Source organism: Desulfurispirillum indicum S5, assembly GCF_000177635.2.
Lineage (GTDB): Bacteria > Chrysiogenota > Chrysiogenetes > Chrysiogenales > Chrysiogenaceae > Desulfurispirillum > Desulfurispirillum indicum.
On record NC_014836.1, the window covers coordinates 313,610 to 337,982 of the forward strand.

Sequence of the window (24,373 nt, forward strand, 5' to 3'; positions counted from 1 at the left end):
TGAGGTTTATATCCTGTATTGATTTATGAAAAGGCATGTATCTCGCCAAGGCGCAAAGACGCCAAGGGAAAATACTATTCTGTTAATCCGTTTACAATACGAACGATTCCATCTTTCATGAGCGCTTCGCCAAAATTCAGCAGGAAACCAAGCTTTTTATCGGTAAGACGCAAGTACGTCAGAAGCTGCTTTTTATGTGTATTCTGAATACACTCCACTGACTTTAGCTCAAGAATAATCATGTTGTTTACAACAATATCAGCGCGAAACCCTTCATCAAAGATTCTTCCATTGTAGTGTATGGGCACAGAAACTTGCCGCTCAACCTGCAGGCCCTGCTCTGTAAGTAATTGGGCGAGGATTACTTCGTAAACACTCTCCAATAGCCCAGGCCCAGTGTTTTGATGAAGCTTTACCGCAGTATCCACAATGATTTTTCCAAGAGCATTTTCACTTAACATGGTTGCTGTCCTGCGAAATTGCATGGCAAAGAGTTATTTCTTCTTTGCGCCTTTGCGCCTTGAGTGAGCGCAGCGATCGGGCGTGAGGCACTGCCTTTTTCTTTCACCTGTCCCGTAGCTTGCCAAAGTACTTTGCAAAAAGCTCCCGCACGTCACGGCTGGTTCTGGTGTAGCACTCCAGCAGTGCGGCACCGGCTGTTTTGCCATATCCCATGCGAAATGCCAAGGGATTCAGCTCCTGGGCGTTCAGATTTATGCGGCTGCTGGCATTGTCCTGGTATATTTTTACCATATTTTCCAGGTGCCGGTAGAACAAATACCCCTGGCGCAGTGTTTCGCCATCCGTTTTTTCCCAGGCTCCCATGGCCTGCAGCTGGTCCAGCAGGTCGAAGGTGCGGTTGGCATCTAGCAGTTCAGGGAAAGACTTCGCATGGTATATCTGCATGGCCTGGCTGAGAAACTCAATGTCCAGCAATCCCCCCGTTCCGGCCTTGTAGTCGTGGTGCTTTCCGGTGCTGCCGCCTTTTTCCTTTTCGATGCGCAGACGCATGTCGTGGATTTCGGTGAACTGCTCGGGCGTAAAGGGCTGGCCGAATACGGCTTCGTTCACATAGCTGCGGAAGCGCTGGTAGAGGCTTTCATCGCCACAGACGTAGCGGGCCTTGAGGAGCATCTGCTTTTCCCAGGTCATGGCGTGCTGGTTTTCGTGGTACTCCACAAAACCCTGCAGGGGGGTGACCAGGGTTCCAGCATCGCCGTTGGGTCGCAGGCGGGCGTCGACCTTGTAGCAGATGCCCCGGCTGGTGGCAACGCTGAGGCGGTTGATGAGGCGCTGCACCAGGCGCACGAAGTACTCGTTGTTGCGCAGGGTTCCGCCACTGCCGCCAGTTGTCTCCCCGGCGCCGTCATAGAGGAAGATCAGGTCAAGGTCGCTGGAGTAGTTCAGCTCCCGTCCGCCGAATTTCCCCAGGCCGACGATGGTGAAACCGCAGTGGCGGTCTTCGCACATGGGCTGCCCGTATCGCTCGGTAAGTTCGGCGCAGACATAGTCGTACACCACGCGCACCATGGCATCGGCCAGATTGCTGAGCACGGCGGTGGAGGAAGAGACGTCCAGCTTGCCTCGCAGTTCGCGAAAGCCGATGTGCAGAAACTCCATGGCCTTGAAGTAGCGCAGGTGATCCAGGAAGGCTTCCGTATCCTTCCTGAAAGGCTGAACCTGCTCCATGAGAAGCTGCTGATAGGTGGTGGCGTCGGGGATGTCCTCCTCGGTCCAGGGTGGTGAGAGCAGGATATCGGTGGTTTCGGGGTAGCTGTTGATGAGGTTGGAGAGGTAGGCGCTGCTGGCAAAGACAGTAATAAAAGTGCCGATGGCTTCCGGGTTGGAGTAGAAGAGCTTCATTACGCGACCTTTGCGGGCAGCAGCGGTGTAGAAGCGTTCGAAGTTGTTGAGGGCCATGTCAGGATCTGGGCTCTGGTCAATGTGATTCAGCAGAGCCTCTGCCACGGAGCGCAGCTTGCGGTGTTCCTCTTCGTGGTGTAACGCCTGTTCCAGGATGGTGTAGATATTCACCGCCGCCTTGCGGGGGTTGGCGAAGGAGTATTGGGAGAGCATGGGCACCAGCTCTTCGCGGCTGTAGTTGCCGGAGAATATTTCCGTTGGCACCGCGCTTTCCTGGTGTTCCTCCACAAAGAGAGTGCTGAAGTACTCATGCGCCAGATCCATGGTGGCGCGCAGTTCGCTCCAGAACGCCTCTGTGTTGTCAAAGCCCATTTGACGGGCCATGCGCAGCTGGAAGGATTCGTCATCGGGGATCGTATGGCTCTGGCGCTGGTCAAACATCTGCACCCGGTGCTCCACCCGGCGCAGGAACTGGTAGCACTGCCACAGCTCCTCGGATTCGCAGCGGTCGATATACTTCTGATCGCGCAGCACATCCAGGGCGCGTACGGTGGAAAACTGGCGCAGGGAGGTGTCCTTACCGCCGTAGAGCAGCTGGATGATGGAGATAAAGAATTCGATCTCGCGGATACCACCACGGCCAAGCTTTACGTTGCTGTGAATGTTCTTGCGCACCTTGACGTCGATTTTGTCCTTGAGCTCGCGGATGGAGAGCACGGTGTTCTCGTCCATGTATTTGCGGTAGATGAATGGCCGTACCATGGCCTGAAACTGGCGCACCAGCTCATCGTGGCCGCCCACCGGGCGCGCCTTGATCAGCATGCTGCGCTCCCAGGTCTGGCCCATGGTGCTGTAGTAGTTCTCGTAACCCTGCAGGGCCAGGCAGATTTCGCCGGTGTCGCCATCGGGCCGCAGGCGCAGATCAACGCGGAAAACAAAGCCATCCTCGGTATTTTCGGACATAGAGCGGGTAATCAGCTTACTGAGCTCCACAAAGAACTGATGGGTCTCGATGGCGCTGCGGCTGCCACCGGTGGTCATGCCCCGATAGGCCGAGTCGTACAGGTACATGATATCCACATCGGAGCAGAAATTCAGGTCGCCGCCGCCCAGCTTGCCAAGGCCGATAATGGCAAAGTGGGCCCGCTTGTGCTGGCCGGTGTCGTAATCCTCGTACATGGGTTCGCCAAAGCGCTGAACCAGGCGCTGCCAGGCATAGCGATAGGACAATTCCAGGGTGATCTCGGCCAGCATGGACAGGTCTCCCAGCAGCACTTCCAGGGAATCAAGCCCCAGCAGATCGCGCAGGGCGAACTCAATCATCTTGCCGTTGCGGTAGGAGCGCAGGGCGCGGATGAAATCCTTTTCCTCCATCTCCATCATCTGCGCCTCCAGGCGCAGAAAATCCGGCTGTTGATAGCGGTAGGCCGGCGGATACGCCTCGGGACGCCGATGACACAGGCGCAGCAGATTCGCATCCCGCTGCATCAGCTTGGCGATGAAAGCGCTGGAAGAGAGAAGTGCTGCCAGGCGCTCCAGGGAGTCGTCATCCCACTGCCGGGCAAACTCTTCACGGTTGCTTGCCACCACCCGCTCCAGATGGTTGAGGAACAGATCGGCATCATAGGACTCCGTTGCCTGGTGCCACAGGCGCTGGCACCAGGCATGATCCACGTCAAGGTCCAGGTGGCTGGCGATGTATGCAAGGTTTTTTTGTGCGGAAATTTCGTCGGCGAAGTGTGTCATGGGGTTTGCTCTTTCGTTCGCAGGCTGCTGAAAACCCCCCATCTGCGTCGTTGCCCGCTGTCGCTCGTCATTGCAACGTACGGGGAGTACGCTTCATTTCTTGCTCTGCGGGCGCCTTGCACCTGTGGGTTTTTCAATTGCCTGCCTGGGTTGAGGTATTTCAGCAGGCTGCTAAAAAGCCTTGGCCTGCTACACCGCAATCGTGGAGCCGACCATATGCTGCCGTGTACCGTACAGCTGGGTATTGCTCGCTTCCATGCTTTCCAGTACCCGTTTGCTCTCCTGGTAGGCCAGGGCCGGGATATTGTTTTCGGCACTCAGGTGGGAGAGGATAACGTTCTGCATGCCATCCCACCATACCTCCTGCAGAAACGCCGAGGCTTCGCGGTTGGATGCGTGGCCGGTGCGGGAGCGCACCCGCTGTTTCAGGGGCCAGGGGTACTTGCCCTCCATCAGCATGATCTCGTCATGGTTGGACTCCATCACCAGTGTGTGGCACCCGATGGCGTACTGTTTGATCAGGCTGGTGTAAATGCCTGTATCGGTCACATAGCACAGGTGACGGTTCTGCAGGGAACTGATGCGAAAACCCACCGGATCGGCGGCATCGTGGGAAACACTGAAAACCTCCACACCCGCGTCACCAAGGGAAAAGGACGTGCTGTTGTGCAGGGGGACAAACTGGTGAAAATCGCCCACGGAGTTTACGGTGCACTCACCCGTGAGCTGGGTGGCGTACACCGGAACGCGGAAACGGCGGGAAAAGACCCCCGCGCCGCAGACGTGGTCGGAATGTTCGTGGGAAAGCAAAATGGCGTCAATGGAGTGTTCGTCAACGCCGATGGAGTTCAGTCGCTGAACCAGGGATTTGCAGTTGAGCCCCGCGTCAATCAAAAAGCGCGTCTTCGGCGTCTCCACCAGGGCCGCGTTCCCCTTGGAACCGCTGGCAAGAACCGTCAGGCGCATCTCGCCCCCGGAGCCCGACCACAGGGAGCCAGGTGCTGCACACATACCTATTGCGGCTCTTTCTGGATGGACATGGGAACATTGGGCTGGATTGTGCTGATGGCATGTTTGTAGACCATGCGGATGCCCTCATCGCACTTCATGATGATAATATAGCTGTCGTAGGAATCCACCGTGCCCATCATGCGCACACCATTGGTCAGGTAGACCGTCACCGGAACCCGGTCTTTCCTCGCCACAAATAAAAAAGCGTCCTGCAGGTTGATATTTTTACTCATACACACCCCCGAGTTGCGTTCGCCGCGCAAAGCAAAATAAAGTAACGTGGACAAGAACATACACCGTTTTCGCATGGGGTTCAAGGGGAGAGCGAAAGTGTTATGAAGAGATTACTGGTCGCGATTCAAGCCTTTTGCCACGTTCCTCGCCCAAGGTCTTGAACTCCAGGTTTTTAATCACTTAAGTTGGCCGTTGACAAGCCTTTTTGCAGCGTATAGCCTATACGCCAGTACTGGTAAATAAGGACAACCCATGCAAGAGGCATCCAGCCTGTCACATCATATTTGCTATCTTTTCGTCTTAATCTACCCGTATTCCTGATACTTGTGCTTTTTCTCGCTTGCTTGCGGCGCTGTAACCATCAAGCAATGGGCTATGCTGGAGTGGTTTTGCTCCTGCGATAGTATATAGTTTGCGAAAGTTCATCAGCATTCAATTTGGAGGATGTGGTTGATTTTGTATAAATGTTGCACTCAGGGCATAAAAAAAGCTACAGGGGTGATTCTCAAAAAGTTGAATGAGGTTTTGGTAGGGTTTTTCCCTTTGCCTGCCGGGGCGATGCGCACGCGCAGCCTTGCTGCGGAAAGTATTGGTATTGCAGGAGTAATATGCATTTTTCTTGGACTTGGTGCTTCTCGATCCCTGGTTAGTCTTGGTGAAATGCTGGTAATTTTGGCTTTACTGCTGGCATGCCGCCATGTAGCTGCTGCATTAAAACGAGACCCGATAGCTTGGATGCTTCTGATTTGGATAGTGTATATTCTGGCGAGAACCTACTTTGCTTTGTGGGAATTTCCTGAAACAACGGAGGAGCAGTGGCGAATAGCTCGGCGCATGGCAAGGCTTGGTTTAGTTATTCCAATAGCCTGGTGGTTAGGCGCGACACTGCGTGGCTCAATGAACGCGTTAGTGTTGGCGTTGGTAAGTTTGGTTCTTGTCATTGTTTTTCAGATTGTGGAACATGATGGAGATATTGGATTTCTCTGGGGTGATGCGCGTTTACACTTCATGAGAAATGCCCAGGATTTTGCCTTGTATTCATCGGTGGCTATTTCCGGACTTATTGTTTTTGCTCCACGTATAATTTCCTTTTATGCTTATTGCAAGGCATTATGGGTATTTAAGCTCATTGCTTTTCTCGTGGTGTCCGTCACGGTTGGTTTGGCCTTTGCGGTAGCTGATGTGCGTGCTCAGTGGGTGGCGCTTGGCATTATGGCTGTAATATTATTTCTTCTGCTAACTTTCAGGGTAGTATTTGTTCCTGGGAATCGGCTGAAAAGCAGTATTCTGCTAATTGCATTTACGGCTCTCTTGCTGGTATCCTTAAGTTTTGCATGGTCGAGTGCATCTGAGCGTTTTCTTCAGGAACAGGATGTGCTTGTCCTTCTCCTCCAGGGTGAATACAAGGACTTGCGAACCAGCTCTATCGGCCATCGGGTGCATATGTGGCGAGGCGCGCTTTCTGAAATGGAGGGCAGGTGGCTTTTTGGGTGGGGTCCAGGCAGTTCTGATGTGGTGATGAAAATAGCGGATATCCCTCCTGAAACAAAAATCAGATTCAGGCATTTTCATAGTAGTTATGTTGAAGTTCTTGTGAGGACAGGGGTGGTGGGGAGCTTTTTGTTTTTCAGTATCGTGTTTACCATCATGGCCAAATTTCTACGTATTTGGCGCCAAGGGAAAATACCCGGCGATGTAGCCCTTTTTGTTGGATTTGCATGTATCGCCCTAATGGCAGGAAACGCAACAGAGGCCTTTTTCGGAATGCATTTTGGCACGTTTTTTTTCGTTTGTATTATGGCATTTGCTTATCAGTTTGTGGTGTCTGAAGGCGTTAGGCCCTTAAGTTCCTTGAGCAAAGGCAGGGCCTTGAAGGTAAGTGTAACAAAGAGTGGTGCCGTGTGAAGTTTTTGGATGCAATTAAACGCCATATTCGTAGCTTGGAGGTCAGGTTCAATCGTCCTCTCCTGCGCCGACAATCAGTTTATAAATTCGTGTGTGAATGGAATAATGGTGAATCTTCACTGGGTCGACTTGCTGCTGCTCGGCCTAAGTTATTAGTTACGATAACAACACATCGAAGGCCGAATGAGCTATCTAGGTTGATTGAATCATTGGCGAAATATAAAGAGCTCCGGATGCCGGATTGTTGTATTTGTGTCTTGAATGATTATTCGGAAGATGATTACGGTCATCCCCGAACGTTGTTGTCCCAAATTTTTGGGGACAGTTCTTTGTGGCTTGATGCGAAGCAACATATGGGTAAATCTAAATTTTGGCGCACTCATCAAATGATTTTTTCCGTAGCTCAGGCGGCGCAATGCGAATATCTGCTGTCGTTGCAGGATGATATAGAATTGGCGTCGGATTTTGTGTCTCGCCTTTGGAAGGTTTGGAACGCTACTGGTGCAGATGTAACGAGACGGGTATTGTACCTGTTTTCCAGCAATGATGATGAGGAGAATGGCCGCTGGATTCATTTTGCACGAATTGCTGTGCCTGATGCACGGGCTCGGCGCACGGACTGGTTTGATATGCAAGGCTTTCTGGTAGACCGTAAAGGCTTGGAATTGCTGCGCTATTGGATAGTTCCTGTGCCGAAATCGCGGTGGCACAAAAAACCTTCGGAATCCAGTGGTGTGGGGCGCCAACTTACGCGACGGCTGCGTGGCCGCGCGGCGACCTATCAGTGTGATCCCCCGTTGATCGCGCATGGTGGAGCAGCCAGCCTGATGAACCAAGAGGCGCGTCGCTGCAACCCGCTCGACAATCGGGCACAGGTGTTTGGAGAAGAATGAGATGGGAAGTAATATGCCTGTAGTCCTCTATAAAATTCTCTTTGCAATGAAAAAAATCTATTATAATAAATTGCAAAGATTTTTTGGCTTTCCGGTATTGAAACGTAAATTTTTTGTCCAGCAAGGTTACACCCTTGACCTTAATAACCCGAAAAGCTTTAATGAAAAAGTGAACTGGAAAAAGGTTTATGACAGGAACCCTTTGCTGCCGATTGTGGCAGACAAATATCGCGTACGTAATTATCTTCACGAAAGGTTAGGGAGTGAGATTGCTTCCGAGATATTAATTCCACATTTTGCTGTTGTGAATAATCCGTCAGATATTCCATTTAATGAGCTTCCCGATGAATATGTAATTAAAACAAATCATGCTTCTGGGACTAATATCATTGTTTCAAAGGATCGTCCCTTGGACAAAGTTAGTGCCTTAGAAAAGCTTAACTGGTGGCTTATTAAACCCTATGGTATATCGAAATCTGAATGGGTATATCAGGAGATTCCACCAAAAATTATCATTGAGAAATTACTGAAAGATAGGCAAGGAAGACTTCCTAATGACTACAAGCTTCATGTGTTCCATGGTCGCTGCGAATTTATCCAAGTAGACTATGACCGCTTTGGTGGTCATGAGAAGTCTTTATATGACAGGGAGTGGGAAATGCTGGAGGTAGAATGGATACGTGCAAAGGCAAAATTTGAGCCCCCTCCGGCTACTTTAGAAAGAATGATCTCAATTGCGCAGATATTGAGCTATGAGTTTGATTATATACGCATTGATTTTTATGATGTCGATGGTGCGCTTTATTTTGGGGAAATGACCCATTACCCAGCATCAGGTTTAGGCAGGTTTTATCCCCGTGAATTTGATTTTTCACTTGGCAAGAAGTGGACGATTAAACCTCGGTATTGGGAAAAGGGGCATGGATAAAGAAAAATCAAAGCAAGGCTTTTTAGGAGAATTGGAGTTAGTCGGGCGCGGTACTGAGCGTGATTGTTACGTTCACCCACTGGATGCCACAAAAGTAATCAAATTACCTGGCTCCAGGAAATCGGTGCAGCACCAAAACAAAATTGATGCAGATTATTATGGCTATCTAGCGAAGCGTGGAGTCAAAAGTGATTGCATTGCAATGTTCTATGGTTGGGAAGAAACTCCCCAGGGTGTAGGTTTGGTTTTTGAGCGTATTCTGAATGATGATGGGGTTCCTGCCATCACATTGCGCAGTTATTTAAAAGAGAAAGAGATTGATCTGTCTAATGTGTACTGTAAACTTGAAGAGTTGAAAAAAAAGCTCCTTCGGGATGGGATTCTCTTTGCTGACCCAACAGTTGATAATATTCTGGTGGCAAAAAAGAAGATGGGTGGCATTCGATTTGTCATTGTGGACGGCCTGGGCTCCAGGCGATATGATCTGAAGTTTCATATTCGGAGTCGTAGTGTTTTTTTGTCGAGACTACGGGTACTATTTCGTTGGATGAAGCTACGACGCCGTTTGCTTGTTTCGTCTGGTGTGGTGGTTAAAGGACGGATTGAGGTGTTTTTGGCGGGCTGGCATCTGTGGTGGGCTCGTAAGTATGATTTATAATGTAGTTAATGCTTTCCGGGAATGATACTATGCAAGTAAGTGTAATTTTTACCACCTATAATTCCCCTGCGTGGCTGGAAAAAGTGCTGTGGGGTTTTTTTGAGCAGACAGTTAAGGATTTCGAGATAGTGATTGCTGATGACGGTTCGCGTAGTGATACCCGCGACCTGATTGAGCGCATGCGCGTGGAGTCACCGGTGCCAATCAAGCATATCTGGCAGGAGGATGATGGTTTTCAGAAGTGCCGGATTCTGAATAAGGCCATTGTGGCTGCTGAGGGGGAATATGTCATCTTTACCGATGGTGACTGTATCCCCCGCAATGACTTTGTGGCGCAGCATCTGCGCTTTGCCAGACGCGATCGATATCTTTCCGGGGGATATTTCAAACTGCCCCTGGATGTCAGCCATGCGATTACTCGCGACGATATTGTCGCCCAGCGGGCTTTTGATGTCGGGTGGCTTGCCAGCCAGGGTTTCACGCATACCCACAAGTCACTGAAGCTTATTGCCAGGGGTTGGTTTGCGGATCTTCTCAATGTGCTCAGCCTCACTCGGCCAACCTGGAACGGGCACAGTGCCTCGTGCCACCGTGAGCATATTATCGCGGTAAATGGCTTTGATGAAAATATGCAGTACGGTGGTCAGGATTGTGAATTTGGTGACCGGTTGCTCAACTATGGTCTAAAGGCGCAACGTATCCGCTATTCTGCCATTTGCCTGCACCTGGATCATGGCCGTGGATATGCTACGGAGGAAACCCGTGCCAAGAATCGGCGCATTCGGGAGTATACAAAAAAGCATAAGGTCGTCCGCTCTCCCCTCGGACTTGATCAGTATCTAGAAAAGGAAAAGGAAGTGGTAGAGTGAAATTGAAGGAATACTGGCCCTCGTTTTGTGCGGCATGGCGTTTGAAGCGTTTACCGCTGGAAGAGCTTATGCGGTTTGCTGACCAGCCTTTACCGATCATAGTCACGCTGACTTCCATTCCATCTCGGTTGAATACCCTGCACCTGACTTTGCGTAGTCTGTTGGCGCAATCCATGAAGCCCCAGAAAATCGTGTTATGGTTACATCATGATCTTGAGCCGCAATTGCCACTCAGTCTGTCAGAGTTGCAAGGTGAGATTTTTGAAATCCGTTATGTGGATTTGACTTGTTCACATCGCAAATTAATTTACTCTTTGCGGATATTTCCTGACCAGGTACTGGTGACTTGCGATGATGACCTCCTGTATCATAATACCTGGTTGGAGCGCTTATATAATGATCATCTGCGTTATCCTGATGCTGTGATCGCCCATGAATGTCGCAGAATTACCCGAACGCCGGAAGGTGAATTGCTTCCCTATAAGCAGTGGCCAACTCAGACGGAAACTGGTGTCTGTGGCATGGATTTGTTGCCGATAGGTTATGGTGGTGTGCTGTATCCGCCTGGCGCATTGATGCAAGATGTGACAGATGTGGATTTGTTTATGAAGCTTGCGCCCAAGGCAGATGATCTGTGGTTCAAGGCGATGTCTTTCTTAAAGGGCACGCTCGTGCGTCGTTCATCTGTCCCCTGTCCAAAGCCTCTGCCACTAATCGGAACTCAGAAGCTCTCTTTACGGAAAACTAATGTGCGAGAAGATGCTAATCGTGTCCAGTGGGAAGTTCTGTGCGATTATTTTGATATCAGGATCAACTGATGAAAGTACTGTGTTTGTTTGATACTGGTGTAGATCGCGGTGAGTGTAATCTGTTGATTGGCCTAAAGCAGGCTGGAGTCCAGCCTTATGTTATCTGCAAGCCAAATACTGGCAGAATTGCTGCTTTACAGGCTGCTGGTATTTTGGTCGAGCCGTGGGAAATCCACTCTAAAATTGATTTGCCGTTTATCAGGCGTTTACGAGAACTATTGGAGCAGGAATCGTTTGACTTGGTGCATGCTTTCAGGAAAAGTGCTCTGAGCAACTATACACTGGCAACTCTGGGAAGGAAGGAAACACCTGTGATTGCCTATCGGGGCATTATCGGTAATCTGAGCTACTGGGATCCTTTCTCCTGGCTGACGTTTCTAAATCCGCGTATAAAAAAAATTATCTGCGTTTGTGATGCGATAAAGGCATATTTTATTAATAAAAAATTTCTGCTGTTCTTTTCCTTGTTCACGGATCACAATGTAGTGAGAATTTATAAGGGTCACAAAGTAGAATGGTATACGGAAAAAATTGACAGTGAGTTGGTGTTACCACGCCTTGGCATACCAGAGTGTGCACACGTGATTGGCTGTATTTCCCGCATCAAGGCCCGGAAGGGTATCAGTGAATTGATTCAATCAATGGATTTGATGACGTCAGGCACTGAAGTGCATCTGGTGATTCTGGGAAGAGTCGAAGATCAGAGTTATCGCAGCGCACTGGAGTCTTCAGCCAGCAGGGAACGAATACACCTGCTGGGTTTTCTGCCTGGGGCGGCTCGAATTGCGGCTGAATTTGATATAATAACCTTGCCTTCTTTGCGCCGTGAAGGGTTGCCGCGTGCGGTGATTGAAGGAATGGCTCATGGAGTTGCGCCAGTGGTAACCAATGCTGGTGGCAGCCCTGAGTTAATTGAGCATGGGGTGAGTGGTTTGATCGTACCACCTGGTGATCCCGCTGCGCTGGCGGAGGCATTCAACGTACTGTTGTCTGATGACGAGCGCCGCAAGGCCATGGGGCAGGCCGCCCAGCAGCGAATACGCACTCATTTTGATACTGATCAATCGGTAGCCCAAACGTTCGCCCTGTACAACGATGTAGTTGCGGGCTATGCAAAAAAGCAGAAATGATTTAAAAAAACATTAAATGAGAACTTGTTTATGAATCGACAATTACCTGTTTTTGTCATTAGTTTGGTAAGCTCTGAAAAAAGAAGGAAAAGCAGCACTGAGCTTCTGCTTTCCCAAGGAATTTCCTTCGAATTTATAGATGCCATTGACGGTAGAAAAGATCGGCACCCTCTGCTGGATCGCTTCCGACCCGATAAGTTTCTTGTGCGTCACGGGCGCCCTTCTGCACCTGGCGAAGCGGGTTGTTATGCCAGCCATTTTTTAGCATGGCAGAAATGCGTAGAGCTGAATTGTCCGATAATCGTTTTCGAGGATGATTTTGCAGTGCGCGATCATATTTATGATATCTTTAGTTTCCTGCCTGACCTGATGAGCTATTATCCCTTTATCCGCCTTGAAGATAATGATCCTGTTCTGCATAAGAAAATCAAGCAGTTTGGGGATTATACTTTAGTGCGTTTTCTACGTATTCCGCAACGGGCAACTTGCTATGCTATTTCACCGTTTGCAGCAGCAGCCTTTATTAAGGCTAGCAAAGAGTTTGTTTATCCCGTTGATGTTTTTGTCCGTCATCAGAATATTCACAAAATTCCAATTTATGGCTTGTTACCTTATCCTGTTTATCCCGCTGATCCTTCCGGTAATTATTCCGAAATAGGTAATCGTCATAAAGACAAGGGGCCCCTGTGGTGCAAACTGACTCGATTGTTTTTCAAACTTAAGAATATTACACTGAATGTTATAACCAATATCCGGCATAGTTTGAATGGACTTTGATAGTTGTATGTCATATGAAAATTATTAGCAGATTTTTTTTAACAAAGAGATGTTGAGAGCACTTGATAAAGATGGGCAAAGGAGGCTTTCATGAGAGTTCTGGCAATCAACGGCAGTGCCCGCCGGGATGGCAATACGGCCCTGATGATCCGGCAGGCTTTTGACCCTTTACAGACAGCGGGAATCCACACGGAAATGATTCAGCTGGCGGGTGAGGTGATTCGTGGCTGTACGGCCTGCTACCAGTGCTGGCAGCGCAAGGACGGGCGCTGCGCCATTAAAAACGATATCGTGAACGACTGCATTGCCCAGATGCAGCTTGCCCAGGGGATTTTCCTGGCGTCGCCCACCTATTTTGCCGATGTGACAGCCGAGATGAAGGCTTTGATTGACCGTGCCGGCATGGTGGCCCGTGCCAACGGGCACATGTTCCGTCGCAAGGCGGGCGCGGCTATCGTGGCGGTACGCCGTGGAGGAGCTATCCACGCCTTTGACTCCATGAACCACTTCTTCCTGATCAGTCAGATGGTGGTGCCGGGGTCCAGTTACTGGAATATGGGTATTGGACGAGAGATCGGAGAAGTGGAGCACGATGCCGAGGGCATGGAGACCATGCGTATCCTGGGCGAAAATATGGCCTGGCTGCTGGAAAAGACCCAGCGGTAGGTGTAGCCTGACAGAGAAAAGTCCCCATGGTGTGCTGTGGGGACTTTTCTGCGTATGCAGCAAATTTTGTCTGCTCTGCGGCAAGCATTTGGGCAGCTGTGCAGAGCGATAGAGCAGGAGTATTTCTCTTCTCAGTGCCCTTCTTCACAGAGTTCGGTCAGCACGCTGCCGCTGGATTTAGGGTGCAGGAAGGCGATGCGGGTTCCGTGGGCGCCGGGGCGGGGTGTTTCGTCAACCAGGCGTACGCCGCTCTCTTTGAGTTCCTTCAGTTTTGTATCAAGGCCTGTTACCTGATAGGCAATGTGGTGGATGCCTTCGCCATTTTTTTCGAGGAACCTGGCGATGGGGGAGTCTTCGGAAGTGGCTTCCAGCAGTTCGATACGGCTTTCGCCACAGATGAACATGGCGACGCGCACTTTCTGATCGGCGACTTCTTCCACGGTTTCCAGCTGCATTTTCAGGATGTCACGATAGAAGGGGATTGAAGTATCCAGGTTTTTGACGGCAATGCCGATGTGGTTGATCTTGTCGGTCATGGCGCTTGCTCCTCGGGGTTTTTCCGGGGAGTATACAGGATCGCGGGAAGTGAGGGTAGTCTGGAATTCTGGAATGCGCGGGTGTGAAAATGCGGGGGCCAGCTTCAGCGTCCGGTTCCGGTTTCGGGTGCGGTGTCGCTGTAGATGCGCTTGATTTCCAGCATGTCGCTGAGGTTTTCCAGCAGGAGATCCACCAGGTTGGGGTCGAATTGGATGCCTTTCATTTCCCGGATGTAGTTGACGCTTTCTGCGATGTCCCATTCGTCTTTGTACGGCCGGCGGCTGGTGAGGGCGTCAAAGACGTCGGCTATGGCGACGATGCGTCCATAGAAGCTGATTTCCTCGCCCTTCTTGCCGTGGGGATAGCCGTGACCATTCCACCACTCGTGGTGTTCCAGGGCGATAATGCGCGCTACGAGAATAATTTCCTCGGTGCCTTCCTGGGCGCGCAGGATGTTGCCGCCAAGGGTGGTGTGCTGTTTGACCAGCTCGAACTCTTCGTGGTTGAGCTTGCCCTTCTTGTTGAGTATTTCGTCGGAGATACCCACTTTGCCGATGTCGTGCATGGGGGATGCATGGCGGATCAGGGTGCACTCTTCGTCGCTCAGTCCGGCGTGGCGGGCCAGGGTGGTGGCATATTCGCTGACGCGGCGGATATGGTTGCCGGTTTCCTTGTCGCGGAATTCCGCCACATAGCCGAGGATTTCAATGATGTTGAGCTGGGAACGCTCCAGTTTGCGGTAGGAAATATTGATTTCATCGATCATGCGATTGAACGACTGCCCAAGGGCCGTGATTTCGTCCTGGGGGAGCTGCCCTTCGCGGCCGCGCCTGGAGCGGCAGGGAATGCGCGTTGAGAAGTCTTTGGTATGGGTGATGCGATTGGCTGCCTGAAAGAGGTTGTAAATGGGGTTGAGGATAATGAAGCGCGCGAAGAGGTAGAACAGCAGGGCAGCGCCAAAGGTCAGTGCGATATGGGTGGCGCTGAGGTTGCTGATAATGGTTTTAAGGGGGGGGTTCTGAGGTAGTGCCACATAGAGCACTCCGTGAATTTCGCCGGCGGTGTATACGCGGTTATCCTCGGGAAAGGTCAGTACTGCCTGGCTGGGGACGTGCAGGGAGGTGATATAGTGGAACGAGTGGTTGTGAAACTCATAGTATTCGCCGCCGCGCTGCAGGTCCAGATGCTCAAGCAGAGTGGCGCCGGGAAAATCGCCGACGTCCTGGCTGCGGACGCTTTCAATGGGCAGATAGTAGTAGTTCTGGCTGCTCTGGCTGGGGCTGTCCATGGTGGCAGGCTGACGGAAGACTTTGCCGGGTTCCATGCTCCACCAGGTCTCCGAGGAGAGGAGCTGCCCGACGACTCGGGCGTTCTGCAGCAGCTCACCCTGCTCGGCATTGCGGATGATAGCAAAGTGTGACAAAGCTGCCAGCAGGTAGAAGAGGCAGAAGAGGAAGAATATCTTATGGGAAATGCGCAGTTCCTGCAGGCTGAAGTAAAGCCTCATATCGATGCTCCGGGCGTGGGTCACTTTTCTTTATCGACCGATAGTAACATAATGGAAGGTATAGTAACAAATGAAAATTCCATCCCGGCGCGTACCGGGATGGAATCTGGATTGAGAGGGAGTGGCCGGGGCGCAGCCCCTGGGGATCAGGAGGAGGCGGCTTCCAGCTCGCTTTGCACCAGCTCCGAATAGCCCATGCGCTTACTGGCCTTGTGGGCCTTTTCGATCAGGGCGGGCCCGATCTCGTTTTCAATGCGCTCGTAGGACATGCGCTGCACTGGGCCAGATACACTCATACCAGCCACGATTTTGCCGGTGTAATTGCGCAGTGGTGCTCCCACGCAGCGCACGCCCATTTCAAACTCTTCATCGTCGATGGTGTAACCGCGCGGGCGGGACATTTCGATCTCCTCGACAAAGGCGTCAATGCCTTTGAAAGGGGTTCCGGAGCAGGAGGTCTGGATTTTGGCGTCACTGATCTGCTTCCTGATTTCCTCGCCGTTGAGGTCAAAGAGCTGGCACTTGCCGATGGCGGTGCAGAAGGGCGAACCGACGCTGCCAATGCGGGGAATGATGCGCACAAACTGTGTGGTTTCAATGACGTTGAGGTAGACAACGTTCTTGCCGCGCAGTACGCCGATATAGGCGGATTCGTTCAGCGTGTTCACCAGTTCCTGCAGAATGGGCTCGGTGGTGCGCAGCAGGTCGATTTTATTGATGTAGGCCTGGGAGAGCTCGAAGTTCTTCAGCCCCAGGCGGTAGTTTTTGGTATAGGGGTTGCGCTCCACATAGCCGTGCTTTTCCAGGGTAGCCAGCAGGCGAAACAGGTTATTCTTGCTCAGATCAAATTTCTCGCGCAGCGTGCGGATATCAAGCTCCCCGGAGGTCTTGAAGCTTTCCAGCACGTCAAGGGCATTGTAAACAGACTGGACGATGTAATCGGTCTTTTCCCTCTTCATGTCCCCGTCCCCTTTCCTGTGTATTGCTGTCGTTGAACAGCCCATGTTTTTTTGCTAAACGTCCTATAAAACCGCGCCGTTGTCAATAGCGTCAATGCGTTCCAGCCCCCCCATATACGGGATAAGAGCTTTCGGAATGCTGATGCTGCCGTCGGAGTTCTGGCAGTTTTCCAGAATCGCCACCAGGGTGCGGCCAACGGCCAGTCCAGAGCCATTAAGGGTATGAACCAGGCGATTCTTGCCGGTGGCGTCCTTGAAGCGGATGGCTCCGCGGCGGGCCTGGAAATCCTCGAAGTTCGAGCAGGATGATATCTCGCGGAAGGTATTCTGGGATGGTACCCACACTTCTATGTCATAGGTTTTGGCAGCGCTGAATCCCAGGTCGCCACTGCACAGGCAGACGACCCGATAGGGCAGTTCCAGTCGCTGCAGGATGACTTCGGCGTGGTGCAGCAGTGTTTCCAGCTCTTCATAGGAGGTGTCGGGGTGGCAGAACTTCACCAGCTCCACCTTGTTGAACTGGTGCTGGCGGATCAGGCCCTTGGTGTCTTTGCCATAGGAGCCTGCTTCGCGGCGGAAGCAGGGGGTGTAGGCGGTGTAGTTCAGCGGCAGCGCATCCATGGGCAGAATTTCGTCACGGTGGATGTTGGTGACGGGAACTTCTGCGGTGGGTATGAGCAGCAGGTTGCCCCCTTCGGTGGCGAAGAGGTCTTCCTCGAATTTGGGCAACTGCCCGGTTGCGGTCATGCTCTCGCGGTTGACCAGCAGGGGTGGCTGAACTTCGGTGTAACCGTGTTCGCCGGTGTGGATGTCCAGCATGAAGTTGATCAGGGCTCGCTCCAGGCGTGCTCCCATGCCCTTGTACAGGGTAAAGCGGGACTGGGCGATTTTGACGCCACGGGCGAAATCCAGCATGCCCAGAGCTGTTCCCAGTTCATCGTGGGGCCTGGGTTCGAAGTCGAACTGGCGCGGAGTTCCCCAGCGGCGTATTTCGACGTTTTCCTCTTCGCCAGCGCCTGCGGGAACGCTTGGGTGGGGGAGGTTGGGGAATCCCAGCAGCAGGGTGTTCTGCTGCTCATCCAGTTCCCGTGAACGCAGTTCCAGGGCCTTGATCTCGTCGGCCAGGCTCTTCATCTGCTCCATGATGGGAGCAGCGTCCTGTCCCTGGGCTTTGAGTTTTCCAATCTGCTTGCTGGCGTCGTTGCGCAGGCTCTGTTTGGCCTGCAGTTCGCTGGTAATCTCGCGTCGCTGCACGTCAAGGGCCAGCAGGTCGCCCAGGTTCAGATCCGGGTGGCGCCGGTGCAGCCGGGCCTGCACTTCAGCGCCGTTATCACGAATGCTTTTGATATCAAGCACGGTTCTCCTCCAGTTTCATGGTCGTTTTCAGGTTTTTTCGCTGTCCGCAGCGCCTTTGATCAGCTTGGGCAGTTGCCAGCCCCGGAAGTAGGCAAACAGACGCAGGGCCAGGCACAGTGTGCCGATGATAAAGATGGCGGTGTGATCCAGGACGCCAAGCATGTCAGCCAGCAGGATCAGCATGGCGGTGATAATCGCCACGCTGCCATAGAAATCGGCGTTGAGCACGAAGGGGATTTCATTCACCAGGGCGTCGCGCACAATGCCGCCGCCGGTGGCGGTCAGAAAGGCCAGGAAGATTACCCCGAAGATATTCAGGTTGTTCTCCAGGGCGATCAGCGTTCCCGTGATGCTGAAGGCCACGAGCCCGATGCTGTCGGCCACGATGAACAGGCGATTCTGATCCAGGTTCTGGCGCTGGTGTACCTTCAGGGCAATTGCCAGGACGATGACGCTGACAATGCAGATGAAGGGGTAGATCTCCCGGAAGGCGAAGGGAGTGGTCTGCACGATGGTGTCGCGGATAATGCCTCCACCAAGGGCCGTGAGAAAAGCGGCGATGCAGATTCCCAGGATATCCAGTTCCTTGCGGACTCCCACCAGGAAGCCCGCCAAGGCAAAGGCGCAGATGCCGATGATGTCGGCTATGGTAAATAAGTCCACGTGTCTTCCCTTATCTGACGCGGTGTTCAGATTTTTTCCGAGATGCTTTCCTGCCGGGTCTCCCGCTTCTGCAGCTCAAAGCGGATGCGGGCCTTGTTGACGGCGTCCACGTAGGCCAGCGCGCTGCCGTGCAGGACATCGGTACTGGAACCTTTGCCGGTAATGGGGCGATCCAGGCCTGTGAACTCGATTTTCACGGTTACATCACCCACGGCGTCCTCGCCTTTGGAGACGGCCTTGACCTGGTATTCCAGCAGTTTGCCCTGGTAGCCGGTGGCCTTGTTGATGGCGTGGTAGGAAGCCTCCACCGGGCCATCGCCGATGGCAGTTTCCGTGATGAGCCTTTCTTCCCCGTTTTCACGGGTGCAGATGCGCACACAGGAGGTGGGGATGATTGAGGAGCCGGCGGTGGTGCCCACATAGTCCAGAATGAAGGTCTCGGTTACCTGTTTGAGCCCTTCGTTGGCGATGTGCTCCAGATCTTCGTCGAAGATTTCCTTTTTGCGGTCCGCCAGGGCTTTGAACTTCTCGAAGGCGGTTTCCAGGCTCTCGGGGTTCAGGCTGTACCCCAGCTCTTCCAGGCGAGCCTTGAAGGCGTGGCGGCCCGAGTGCTTGCCCAGTACCAGCTCGGTCTTGGACAGGCCAATGGACTCGGGGGTCATGATTTCGTAGGTGCGCTTGTCGCTGAGCATGCCGTGCTGATGAATGCCTGCTTCGTGGGCGAAGGCGTTCTTGCCCACAATGGCTTTATTGGGCTGAACTTCTACGCCGATGATGGAACTGAGCAGCTTGCTGGAGCGGTAGATCTCCTCGGTGACGATGTCAGTATGGGCGCCGAAATAGTTGGCACGGGTCTTGAGAGCCATGACAATTTCTTCCATGGCGGCATTGCCAGCCCGTTCGCCGATGCCGTTGATGGTGCACTCCACCTGACCGGCGCCAGCCAGAATACCGGCCAGGGAGTTGGCCACGGCCAGACCCAGGTCGTTGTGGCAGTGCAGGCTGATGATGGCCTTGTCCATGTTGGGGACGCGGTTCATCACATAGGTGATCATCTCGTGGAATTCCGAGGGGATGGTGTAACCCACGGTATCAGGCAGGTTGATGGTGCGGGCACCGGCGTCAATGACCGCTTCCACGACGCGGCACATGTAGTCCCAGTCGGTGCGCCCGGCGTCTTCCAGGGAGAACTCCACGTCATCAATGAGGCTGCGGGCGTATTTCACGGCGCTGACAGCGCGCTCAAGGGCGTCTTCGCGGCTCATTTTGAGCTTGGCCTGCAGGTGGATGTCGCTGGTGGCCAGGAAGGTGTGAATGCGGCCGCGCCTGGCGTGGCTGACGGCCTCGTAGCAGCGGTGAATGTCCTTTTCGTTGGCGCGGCACAGGCCAGCGATGATGGGCTTTTCCAGGGCCAGGGCTACGGCCTTGACGGCCTCGAAGTCGCCGATGGAAGCAATGGGAAAGCCTGCCTCGATGACGTCCACGTTGAGGCGTTCCAGTTGTCGGGCCAGGGCCACTTTCTCTTCCGTATTCATAGAACAGCCAGGAGACTGTTCGCCATCACGCAGGGTGGTATCAAATACCATTATTTTTCTGCTCATGATCCTCTCCGTCTGTATGTTCAGGTTTTTGCAGGGGTTTTCGTCTGTTCATCAGTGTTCCGACCGGGCCGCTGATCAGGTAGACCAGTCCGATGCCAAAGAGCATGATTTCCGGGTAGGAGCCGATCACCACAAAGGTCAACAGGATGATGACCAGTATTCCAAAGGGTTTGCGGCGCAGGTGCCGGAAATCCTTGAAGGAGTAGTAGCGGATGTTACTGACCATCAGGAAGGCCAGCAGGTACCCCAGCAGCACGATAAAGCCACCAAAGGGTGGCTCGCCGCCAAGGAGGTGGTTGTAGAAGATAAAGAAGGAGGCGATAAACCCCGCCGCTGCCGGTATGGGCAGGCCGGAGAAGTAGCTGCTGGCCCCGTCTGCGTGGACGTTGAAGCGGGCCAGACGCAGGGCGCCACAGGCCACAAAGATAAAGGCGGCCATCCAGCCGATTTTTCCGTAGGGCTCCAGGGCCCACATGTAAAAGAGTACCGCCGGGGCCACGCCGAAGCAGACCAGGTCGCTCAGGGAATCAAGTTCCATGCCAAAGCGGCTGGTGGCATTCAGCAGTCGCGCCACTTTACCGTCCAGGGCGTCGAAAACGGCTGCGACGATAATGGCAATGGCTGCGGCCATATACTCTTCCCGCACCGAGGCAAGGATAGAGTAAAACCCGCAGAACATCCCCATCAGGGTCACCATATTGGGCAGCAGGAAGACCCCTTTATGCACGGAATTCTCCCAGTATGGTTATTCCCGCGCGTACTTTCTGTCCCTCCTGCACCTGCAGGGAGATTTTGTCGGCCGGGATAAACAGATCCATGCGGGAGCTGAACTTCATAAGGCCAATGCGCATGCCGGCTTCAAGCTGATCGCCTTTTTTTCCCCAGAAGACCACCCGGCGTGCCACCAGTCCGGCAATCTGCTTGAAACAGATGCGCGGCCCGTTGGTGACATCCACCGTAACCAGGGTATGCTCGTTCTCCAGGGCGGCGATGTCCTTGTCGGCGGCGTGGAAGCGGCCAGGCTTGTATTGGGCGTCCACGATGGTTCCGAAGACCGGCGAACGGTTGACATGCACATTGAAGATATTCAGGAAAATGGATATCTGTACCACCCGCTGCCCTTCGATGGGCCCGTGGTCGTGCTCCTTGACGACAATGACCTTGCCGTCTGCGGGCGAGACGAGCTGGGAGGGGGAGAAGTCGCCCCGACGCTCCGGATCGCGGAAGAAGAAAAGGCAGAAAAACCCGATAAACAGCAGAATTGCCGGAGTAAATGTAAAGCCGAGTCCCAGCAGCAGAAGCCCGAGGACGATGGGAGGGAGAATCAGCGGATAGCCTTCGCGGGCAACACCATATAGCGGTTTTCTCATGAGTATATCAGCCTTTAAAGAAATTCGCACCGACCTGCTGAAGCCGAGGTGGCCCTCCTGCAGGCAGGCGCATGGAAGAATGGCATAATGTAACCAAAAGCCTATGGAAAGAAAAGCAATTTTCGATTCCCCGGCAGGGGGTTATGGCGTGGGCAGAAGCATGGTCAGCTGGGCGTTGCTTCCGGCAGAGGAGTGCTTGGCGTGGATATGTATGATGCGCCAGCCGCTGGAACAGTCGCCTCCGGTGCTCGCGCTCCAGATAGGGTTGCTTTCATCGAGCTGCGCGCACTGAACCGTGACGTCCATCTGGTGACCACTGCTGCCGATTCCCAGGTGGGACGCTTCGACCTGCAGTCCGTGCCACTGGTCGAGGGTATTGAAGCTCCAGGGCTCCTGGAGGTGAGCGAGATCAGGAGTGGCAGTGGCAAGGGGGTGCATGGCATCGGCCAGAAAGGCGGCGGTGGCGGTGCTTTCCTGTTGCGGTATCAGGGCCATGGTGCTGCGGAGGAAGAAGGAGATAAACTGCGCAGCTGTGGCTGCGGTCAGGGCCAGCAGCACAAGACCCAGCAGCGCTTCAATCAGGGTGAAACCCCGGGTCACAGGGTGCGGTCAACCAGCAGTGACTGGCCGCGAATGGACTGCACCTGCCGGTACTTGCCCTTGATGTCACTTTTGCGGCTCTCCATGGCCAGCAGGCGCTCCATGTTGATCTTTTCCTGATTGGCACTGGCCAGCAGGTTGCGATCCTCTTCCAGCAGCTGCAGGGCAGAACCGCCGATTTCTCCGGCATTTTCACAGGCCTGGGCCAGTTGTTGAATGAGCCACTGACGGCGGTTGATCAGCTCGTCCATGATTTCATCGGAAGCGTCCTGGTTTTCCAGGTGCTTGCGCAGTTCCCGTGTGAGTCCGATAAGCTGAATGACAATAACTTCGCGATCGTCCATGGATGACCTCCCCCATTACCTGGAATGGGTTTTGATGTACTGGTGCAGGTGGTCAAAAAGGCCCTGTATATGTCGGATGTGCAGCAGAGTGCGCTCTTCAAGGCAGTGGCTGAAGTCTTCAAAGGCGCTGCGCTCAAGGTGAGATACCCCAGCATCAATGCTTTCAATAAAGTCGTTGATGGACTGTATTGCGGGAACTCCCTGGATGGTAATGTCCTGCAGCGATATTTTATACAAAGTCGTCAACCTGTCAATTATAGGCAGTATCCAGCCGTCAAAAAGTTTGATGACATCGTGGAAGCTGGCGATGGCCTTGCCGGAGTTCTTTTTCGTGCCGATGTCCTTGCGGACGCCCTGCAGGACGCCGTGTACCTTCAGGAGGTACTCCTGGACATCGCTGATGCTCTGCAGCGACAGCTCCTTGATGGAGGAGGTGACAATCTGCAGATCCTGAATCTGGGGAGAGGGGATATCGGCCCACAGGTTCTCATCAAGGTTGGCGTACTCGGTGCCGTTGGAAATGACGCTGACCACGACTTCATTCTGCGCCAGAAGCTCTTTTTGCACCTTCTCCATGAGGTGCTTGAAGTGGCGGCATCCTCGCTTGTCAATATTGGCCGTTTTGCCGTTGAGAGAGATTTTCAAAGTCAATGCCTCCTTGAGTGATCCGCTGAAAGCGCGCTCTCAGCTTCAAGATACACTGCCGTGCCTGCTGGCAGAGCCTGTGGCTGGGCGTTTTAGAGTCTGGTTACCTGCCACATAGGTAGCAGAATCCCCAGGGCCAGAATCAGGACAAATACCCCAGAGAGCAACAATAGCAGAGGTTCCGTATATCCGGCAAGGGTTCGTAATTTCTGCTGTGCCTGCTGTTCGTAGAAGGTGGCGGTTTTCTCAAGCATCTGTTCAAGGGTTCCGCCTTCTTCGCCAGTGCGCGCCATCTGAACCGCAAGGCCAGGGAAAATGGTGCAGGCCTCAAGTGCCGCGTGAAAGGGAGCTCCCTGATTCAGCAGTTCGTGGGCCAGCTGCAGCTCCTGTCGCAGCAGAGGGTTGGCTGTGGTGTCCCGAACCATTTCCATGGCGGCTGCCAGAGGAATGCCTCCCTGCAGCATGGTTTTCAGAGTCATGAACAGATGGCTGACCATGCTTATCTGCAATATCGTCCCGAGCAGGGGAAATCTTAACCCCATGCGGAATAAAAAGTTTCTTGCGCCCGGGACCCTTCGGTGAACGGCCAGCAGGGCTGCTGTTGTCAGGAGGAGCGTTGACAGAAGGATGATACCGTAGTGGCTGAAAAACGATGACAGACCAAGCAGGAACCGGGTCAGCAGGGGAAGGGTGGCTTCAGAGCGCGCGAAGATATCGGCGAAGCGGGGAATGATCATGGTGACGGCAAAGACGAAGGCTCCGAGCAGGCTTGTCAGGACGATCAGGGGGTAGCGCAGGGCGTCACCAAGTCTTTTGCGGAACTCGCGCTGGCTTTCCATGATGGAGGCGGCGCGCAGCAGCATCTCTTCAAGGCGCCCGGAAAGTTCCCCCACTTCCACCAGGAAGGGCAGGAGGTCGCCAAAGGCGTACCGATGGCTGCGAAAGGTGTTGCTGGCGCTCTGTCCCCGGGAAAGATCCTGCTCCATCCTGGTCAGAATGGTGTGCCAGGTGGGGCTTTCCATGGATGTCGCCAGCATGGACAGAGCCGTGGCCAGGGAAATTCCACAACCCAGCAGGGCGCTGAGTTGATGCAGAAAGAAGATGCGCTCGGTTGCGGGCAGGACGCGGGGAAGCAGGGGTGTACGCCTGCCAGCGCTGTCTGCCTGGAGTTCCGTGACAATCAGCCCTTGTCCGTGCAGGCTGTTCAGGGCGTCTATGCGTGAGGTGGAGGCAAGAGTGCCGTTGTGTCTTCTGCCATCTGCGCTATACGCCTCATAGCGATAGGTGGAGGTGTTCATGGAG

25 protein-coding genes are annotated in these 24,373 nt (G+C 53.3%); 9 read left to right on the plus strand and 16 right to left on the minus strand.

All coding sequences use genetic code 11. The features are described from left to right. Positions 1-74 precede the first annotated feature (74 nt). From SELIN_RS01415 to hfq, 4 genes are all read right to left on the minus strand, one after another. On the minus strand, positions 75-461 hold the full coding sequence (locus SELIN_RS01415) for a GxxExxY protein (RefSeq protein ID WP_013504922.1): 387 nt from the start codon (positions 459-461) through the stop codon (positions 75-77). Between the two features lie 103 nt (positions 462-564). Further along, positions 565-3,609 carry a bifunctional [glutamate--ammonia ligase]-adenylyl-L-tyrosine phosphorylase/[glutamate--ammonia-ligase] adenylyltransferase gene (gene glnE, locus SELIN_RS01420; RefSeq protein ID WP_013504923.1) on the minus strand — a complete coding sequence of 1,015 codons (3,045 nt, stop codon included), beginning with the start codon at positions 3,607-3,609 and terminating at the stop codon, positions 565-567. Between the two features lie 189 nt (positions 3,610-3,798). Further along, positions 3,799-4,620, minus strand: a complete 822-nt coding sequence (locus SELIN_RS01425; RefSeq protein WP_083805870.1) for an MBL fold metallo-hydrolase — start codon at positions 4,618-4,620, stop codon at positions 3,799-3,801. A 2-nt stretch (positions 4,621-4,622) separates the two neighbouring features. Beyond that, positions 4,623-4,853 carry an RNA chaperone Hfq gene (gene hfq / locus SELIN_RS01430; RefSeq protein WP_013504925.1) on the minus strand — a complete coding sequence of 77 codons (231 nt, stop codon included), beginning with the start codon at positions 4,851-4,853 and terminating at the stop codon, positions 4,623-4,625. A 451-nt stretch (positions 4,854-5,304) separates the two neighbouring features. Between hfq and SELIN_RS01435 the strand changes: the two genes are divergently transcribed. The 9 genes from SELIN_RS01435 to SELIN_RS01470 all read left to right on the plus strand — a co-directional run bounded on the left by SELIN_RS01435 (position 5,305) and on the right by SELIN_RS01470 (position 13,489). Beyond that, on the plus strand, positions 5,305-6,759 hold the full coding sequence (locus SELIN_RS01435; RefSeq protein ID WP_013504926.1) for an O-antigen ligase family protein: 1,455 nt from the start codon (positions 5,305-5,307) through the stop codon (positions 6,757-6,759). Further along, on the plus strand, positions 6,756-7,652 hold the full coding sequence (locus SELIN_RS01440) for a hypothetical protein (RefSeq protein WP_013504927.1): 897 nt from the start codon (positions 6,756-6,758) through the stop codon (positions 7,650-7,652). The genes SELIN_RS01435 and SELIN_RS01440 overlap by 4 nt, the downstream gene beginning before the upstream one ends. Position 7,653: 1 nt before the next feature. Then, entirely contained in the window at positions 7,654-8,580 is a 927-nt protein-coding gene (locus SELIN_RS01445; RefSeq protein WP_013504928.1) for an ATP-grasp fold amidoligase family protein, read from the plus strand. Continuing rightward, positions 8,573-9,238 carry a YrbL family protein gene (locus tag SELIN_RS01450; protein WP_013504929.1) on the plus strand — a complete coding sequence of 222 codons (666 nt, stop codon included), beginning with the start codon at positions 8,573-8,575 and terminating at the stop codon, positions 9,236-9,238. Before SELIN_RS01445 ends, SELIN_RS01450 begins: the two co-directional genes overlap by 8 nt. 29 nt (positions 9,239-9,267) lie before the next feature. After that, a complete protein-coding gene (locus SELIN_RS01455; RefSeq protein ID WP_013504930.1) occupies positions 9,268-10,107 on the plus strand; it encodes a glycosyltransferase family 2 protein in 840 nt (279 codons plus the stop codon). Continuing rightward, positions 10,104-10,925: a hypothetical protein gene (locus tag SELIN_RS01460; protein WP_013504931.1), complete on the plus strand. Its 822-nt coding sequence runs from the start codon at positions 10,104-10,106 to the stop codon at positions 10,923-10,925. Before SELIN_RS01455 ends, SELIN_RS01460 begins: the two co-directional genes overlap by 4 nt. Beyond that, entirely contained in the window at positions 10,925-12,046 is a 1,122-nt protein-coding gene (locus SELIN_RS01465) for a glycosyltransferase family 4 protein (RefSeq protein ID WP_013504932.1), read from the plus strand. Before SELIN_RS01460 ends, SELIN_RS01465 begins: the two co-directional genes overlap by 1 nt. A gap of 30 nt (positions 12,047-12,076) precedes the next feature. Then, on the plus strand, positions 12,077-12,823 hold the full coding sequence (locus SELIN_RS14390; protein WP_013504933.1) for a glycosyltransferase family 25 protein: 747 nt from the start codon (positions 12,077-12,079) through the stop codon (positions 12,821-12,823). 90 nt (positions 12,824-12,913) lie between these two features. Further along, complete coding sequence (locus SELIN_RS01470) at positions 12,914-13,489, plus strand: flavodoxin family protein (RefSeq protein ID WP_013504934.1); 576 nt, start codon at positions 12,914-12,916, stop codon at positions 13,487-13,489. A 131-nt stretch (positions 13,490-13,620) separates the two neighbouring features. Here the strand turns inward: SELIN_RS01470 and mce are convergent, their stop codons facing one another. The 12 genes from mce to SELIN_RS01530 all read right to left on the minus strand — a co-directional run bounded on the left by mce (position 13,621) and on the right by SELIN_RS01530 (position 24,369). Further along, positions 13,621-14,025, minus strand: coding sequence for a methylmalonyl-CoA epimerase (gene mce, locus SELIN_RS01475; RefSeq protein WP_013504935.1), 405 nt, complete (start codon positions 14,023-14,025; stop codon positions 13,621-13,623). A 104-nt stretch (positions 14,026-14,129) separates the two neighbouring features. After that, entirely contained in the window at positions 14,130-15,533 is a 1,404-nt protein-coding gene (locus SELIN_RS13655; RefSeq protein WP_013504936.1) for an HD-GYP domain-containing protein, read from the minus strand. A gap of 146 nt (positions 15,534-15,679) precedes the next feature. Further along, the gene (locus SELIN_RS01485; protein ID WP_013504937.1) at positions 15,680-16,492 is read right to left on the minus strand and encodes an IclR family transcriptional regulator; all 813 of its coding nucleotides are present in this window, start codon (positions 16,490-16,492) and stop codon (positions 15,680-15,682) included. A gap of 63 nt (positions 16,493-16,555) precedes the next feature. Then, positions 16,556-17,848, minus strand: a complete 1,293-nt coding sequence (gene serS, locus SELIN_RS01490; protein ID WP_013504938.1) for a serine--tRNA ligase — start codon at positions 17,846-17,848, stop codon at positions 16,556-16,558. Between the two features lie 27 nt (positions 17,849-17,875). After that, positions 17,876-18,511, minus strand: coding sequence for a trimeric intracellular cation channel family protein (locus SELIN_RS01495; RefSeq protein ID WP_013504939.1), 636 nt, complete (start codon positions 18,509-18,511; stop codon positions 17,876-17,878). A 26-nt stretch (positions 18,512-18,537) separates the two neighbouring features. Continuing rightward, positions 18,538-20,112, minus strand: coding sequence for a 2-isopropylmalate synthase (locus tag SELIN_RS01500; protein ID WP_013504940.1), 1,575 nt, complete (start codon positions 20,110-20,112; stop codon positions 18,538-18,540). Next, on the minus strand, positions 20,087-20,839 hold the full coding sequence (pssA, locus tag SELIN_RS01505) for a CDP-diacylglycerol--serine O-phosphatidyltransferase (RefSeq protein ID WP_013504941.1): 753 nt from the start codon (positions 20,837-20,839) through the stop codon (positions 20,087-20,089). The genes SELIN_RS01500 and pssA overlap by 26 nt, the downstream gene beginning before the upstream one ends. Continuing rightward, positions 20,832-21,482 (minus strand): phosphatidylserine decarboxylase, encoded by a 651-nt coding sequence (locus SELIN_RS01510; protein ID WP_013504942.1) that lies wholly within the window; start codon positions 21,480-21,482, stop codon positions 20,832-20,834. The genes pssA and SELIN_RS01510 overlap by 8 nt, the downstream gene beginning before the upstream one ends. A 141-nt stretch (positions 21,483-21,623) precedes the next feature. After that, positions 21,624-22,082, minus strand: coding sequence for a hypothetical protein (locus SELIN_RS01515; protein ID WP_013504943.1), 459 nt, complete (start codon positions 22,080-22,082; stop codon positions 21,624-21,626). After that, a complete protein-coding gene (locus tag SELIN_RS01520; protein WP_013504944.1) occupies positions 22,079-22,426 on the minus strand; it encodes a hypothetical protein in 348 nt (115 codons plus the stop codon). Before SELIN_RS01520 ends, SELIN_RS01515 begins: the two co-directional genes overlap by 4 nt. A gap of 15 nt (positions 22,427-22,441) precedes the next feature. Then, positions 22,442-23,071, minus strand: coding sequence for a hypothetical protein (locus tag SELIN_RS01525; protein ID WP_013504945.1), 630 nt, complete (start codon positions 23,069-23,071; stop codon positions 22,442-22,444). A gap of 92 nt (positions 23,072-23,163) precedes the next feature. Next, positions 23,164-24,369 carry a type II secretion system F family protein gene (locus SELIN_RS01530; protein ID WP_013504946.1) on the minus strand — a complete coding sequence of 402 codons (1,206 nt, stop codon included), beginning with the start codon at positions 24,367-24,369 and terminating at the stop codon, positions 23,164-23,166. Positions 24,370-24,373 lie beyond the last annotated feature (4 nt).

Excerpts from the sequence above, each read along its gene's own strand:
- SELIN_RS01485 (WP_013504937.1), bottom strand. The coding sequence starts at position 16,492 with ATGAAGAGGGAAAAGACCGATTACATCGTCCAGTCTGTTTACAATGCC.
- SELIN_RS01520 (WP_013504944.1), bottom strand. The coding sequence starts at position 22,426 with ATGGACGATCGCGAAGTTATTGTCATTCAGCTTATCGGACTCACACGG.
- SELIN_RS01500 (WP_013504940.1), bottom strand. The coding sequence starts at position 20,112 with ATGAGCAGAAAAATAATGGTATTTGATACCACCCTGCGTGATGGCGAA.
- SELIN_RS13655 (WP_013504936.1), bottom strand. The coding sequence starts at position 15,533 with ATGAGGCTTTACTTCAGCCTGCAGGAACTGCGCATTTCCCATAAGATA.
- SELIN_RS01530 (WP_013504946.1), bottom strand. The coding sequence starts at position 24,369 with ATGAACACCTCCACCTATCGCTATGAGGCGTATAGCGCAGATGGCAGA.
- SELIN_RS01510 (WP_013504942.1), bottom strand. The coding sequence starts at position 21,482 with ATGAGAAAACCGCTATATGGTGTTGCCCGCGAAGGCTATCCGCTGATT.
- SELIN_RS01455 (WP_013504930.1), top strand. The coding sequence starts at position 9,268 with ATGCAAGTAAGTGTAATTTTTACCACCTATAATTCCCCTGCGTGGCTG.
- SELIN_RS01445 (WP_013504928.1), top strand. The coding sequence starts at position 7,654 with ATGGGAAGTAATATGCCTGTAGTCCTCTATAAAATTCTCTTTGCAATG.
- hfq (WP_013504925.1), bottom strand. The coding sequence starts at position 4,853 with ATGAGTAAAAATATCAACCTGCAGGACGCTTTTTTATTTGTGGCGAGG.
- SELIN_RS01470 (WP_013504934.1), top strand. The coding sequence starts at position 12,914 with ATGAGAGTTCTGGCAATCAACGGCAGTGCCCGCCGGGATGGCAATACG.
- SELIN_RS01415 (WP_013504922.1), bottom strand. The coding sequence starts at position 461 with ATGTTAAGTGAAAATGCTCTTGGAAAAATCATTGTGGATACTGCGGTA.
- SELIN_RS01465 (WP_013504932.1), top strand. The coding sequence starts at position 10,925 with ATGAAAGTACTGTGTTTGTTTGATACTGGTGTAGATCGCGGTGAGTGT.
- SELIN_RS14390 (WP_013504933.1), top strand. The coding sequence starts at position 12,077 with ATGAATCGACAATTACCTGTTTTTGTCATTAGTTTGGTAAGCTCTGAA.
- SELIN_RS01425 (WP_083805870.1), bottom strand. The coding sequence starts at position 4,620 with ATGTGTGCAGCACCTGGCTCCCTGTGGTCGGGCTCCGGGGGCGAGATG.
- mce (WP_013504935.1), bottom strand. The coding sequence starts at position 14,025 with ATGACCGACAAGATCAACCACATCGGCATTGCCGTCAAAAACCTGGAT.
- glnE (WP_013504923.1), bottom strand. The coding sequence starts at position 3,609 with ATGACACACTTCGCCGACGAAATTTCCGCACAAAAAAACCTTGCATAC.
- SELIN_RS01450 (WP_013504929.1), top strand. The coding sequence starts at position 8,573 with ATGGATAAAGAAAAATCAAAGCAAGGCTTTTTAGGAGAATTGGAGTTA.